At 64.7% G+C, this 1310-nt stretch carries 1 protein-coding gene and 1 pseudogene; one reads left to right on the top strand and one right to left on the bottom strand.

The genetic code is table 11. The features are described from left to right. The coding region (locus YU1_RS31410) for a helix-turn-helix domain-containing protein (RefSeq protein ID WP_210163772.1) at positions 1 to 399 on the top strand (399 nt) is incomplete at its 5' end. Between the two features lie 830 nt (positions 400 to 1229). Here YU1_RS31410 and YU1_RS33840 read toward each other — a convergent pair. Beyond that, positions 1230 to 1310: pseudogene (locus YU1_RS33840) on the bottom strand (IS5/IS1182 family transposase); the annotation flags it as partial.

The raw sequence follows: 1310 nt of genomic DNA, 5'->3' as shown, positions 1-1310 counted from the left end.
GGCGGGGCGGGCATGAGCGAGGTTCCGCCTCTGCCGCACCTTCTGTCCGCGCTGCTGCCGGCCGCTGGCCTGGCGCGGGTGTTGGCCTTTGCCTCCGAGCATGGCGGGCGGCGGCTCTCCATCCCCAAGCGGGCGGGCGAGGAGCACCGCCTGGTGGCGCTGCTCGGGCGGGAGGGGGCGGACCTTTTGTGCGCCATGTATGGGGGCGAGACGATCACCGTGCCCATGGGGCCCGCGGGGACGCTGGCGGCGGCGCGCCTGAGGATGGCGCGCGCGCTGGCGGAGGGGGCGTCCATCGATGAGGCGGCGGGACATGCCGGCCTGCATCGGCGGACGGCGCAGAGGATGCGGGCGCGGGTGAAGGATGAGGAGGACGGAGGACAGACTCGGTTGTTTTAGTCTCGGCGGTCATGGGGTAAACGCATTCGGGCGGCTGTGCGCCACGAGTGGAACTTTCCGTATGCATGTCTGAACTCCGGTGTGGGGCCGATAGCGGAATGTCCGTTTCAGAGCCGGGTCGCGGGGATAGCTGACATTCACGCAGAGTCGGCTGCCGACCAACACACGTCGTTCCTATGCAGTGCGGTGAATGTCGGCTCGCGCCGAAACCGGCCATTCGCAAATCTGACAGCTGCCGGGCATAAAGGTGCCCCACATTGGGCCATTCCGGGCGTTGAAAGCGAATCCTGGAAGTCGACGGTCGTTCTGGTGATGCCGATGGACGCAACGGGGCAGCAAGCGGACCTTGGTTCAGATTGCTCTTGGCCACCGCGAACGATGCTTTATTACGCGATATCCGTCTGGTAGTTGTCGCAGTGACGCATCCATATGACAGATTCCAGCCAATAACGACGGCAGTCGGAATATGAAATCACTGGTCGAGCTGACCGTCCGCTGCGTGCGCGCTCTGGGCACGCGATTGCGATATTGCTGGCGGCGCTGGCGGACGAGGAAACAGGGCATGCAAATTCAGATCGCGGGCGTGTCCGGTCTCGTTGACAGCTTCGAGGAACTGCTCGCAACGCACGGGGTAAGCATCCCTAGACACGCCTCGACCGGCGCCGACATGCTTCCTCTCTGGCGGATCCTCAACACAATCAGAGCGGGGTTCACCGGCACGCCCGGCGACATGCGCCTCGAGTATACCGCTGGGCTGGCGGTCCACGACCTCGCCGCGAAGGTGCTGGCTGTGAAGGACCATCCGGACTTCCCGACGCTAGGGCCCAGACTCATAACCAGTAGCTTACGGCTGCGGCGATGGAGACGGCGGCCAGGAAGTTGGTCGCGAGCCGGTCATATCGTGTGGCGAT

Origin of the sequence: Azorhizobium doebereinerae UFLA1-100, assembly GCF_000473085.1 — a bacterium.
In the GTDB taxonomy this organism is placed as follows: domain Bacteria; phylum Pseudomonadota; class Alphaproteobacteria; order Rhizobiales; family Xanthobacteraceae; genus Azorhizobium; species Azorhizobium doebereinerae.
Note: the sequence above shows the minus strand (reverse complement) of the source record. Positions and strands in the feature narration are given on the sequence as shown.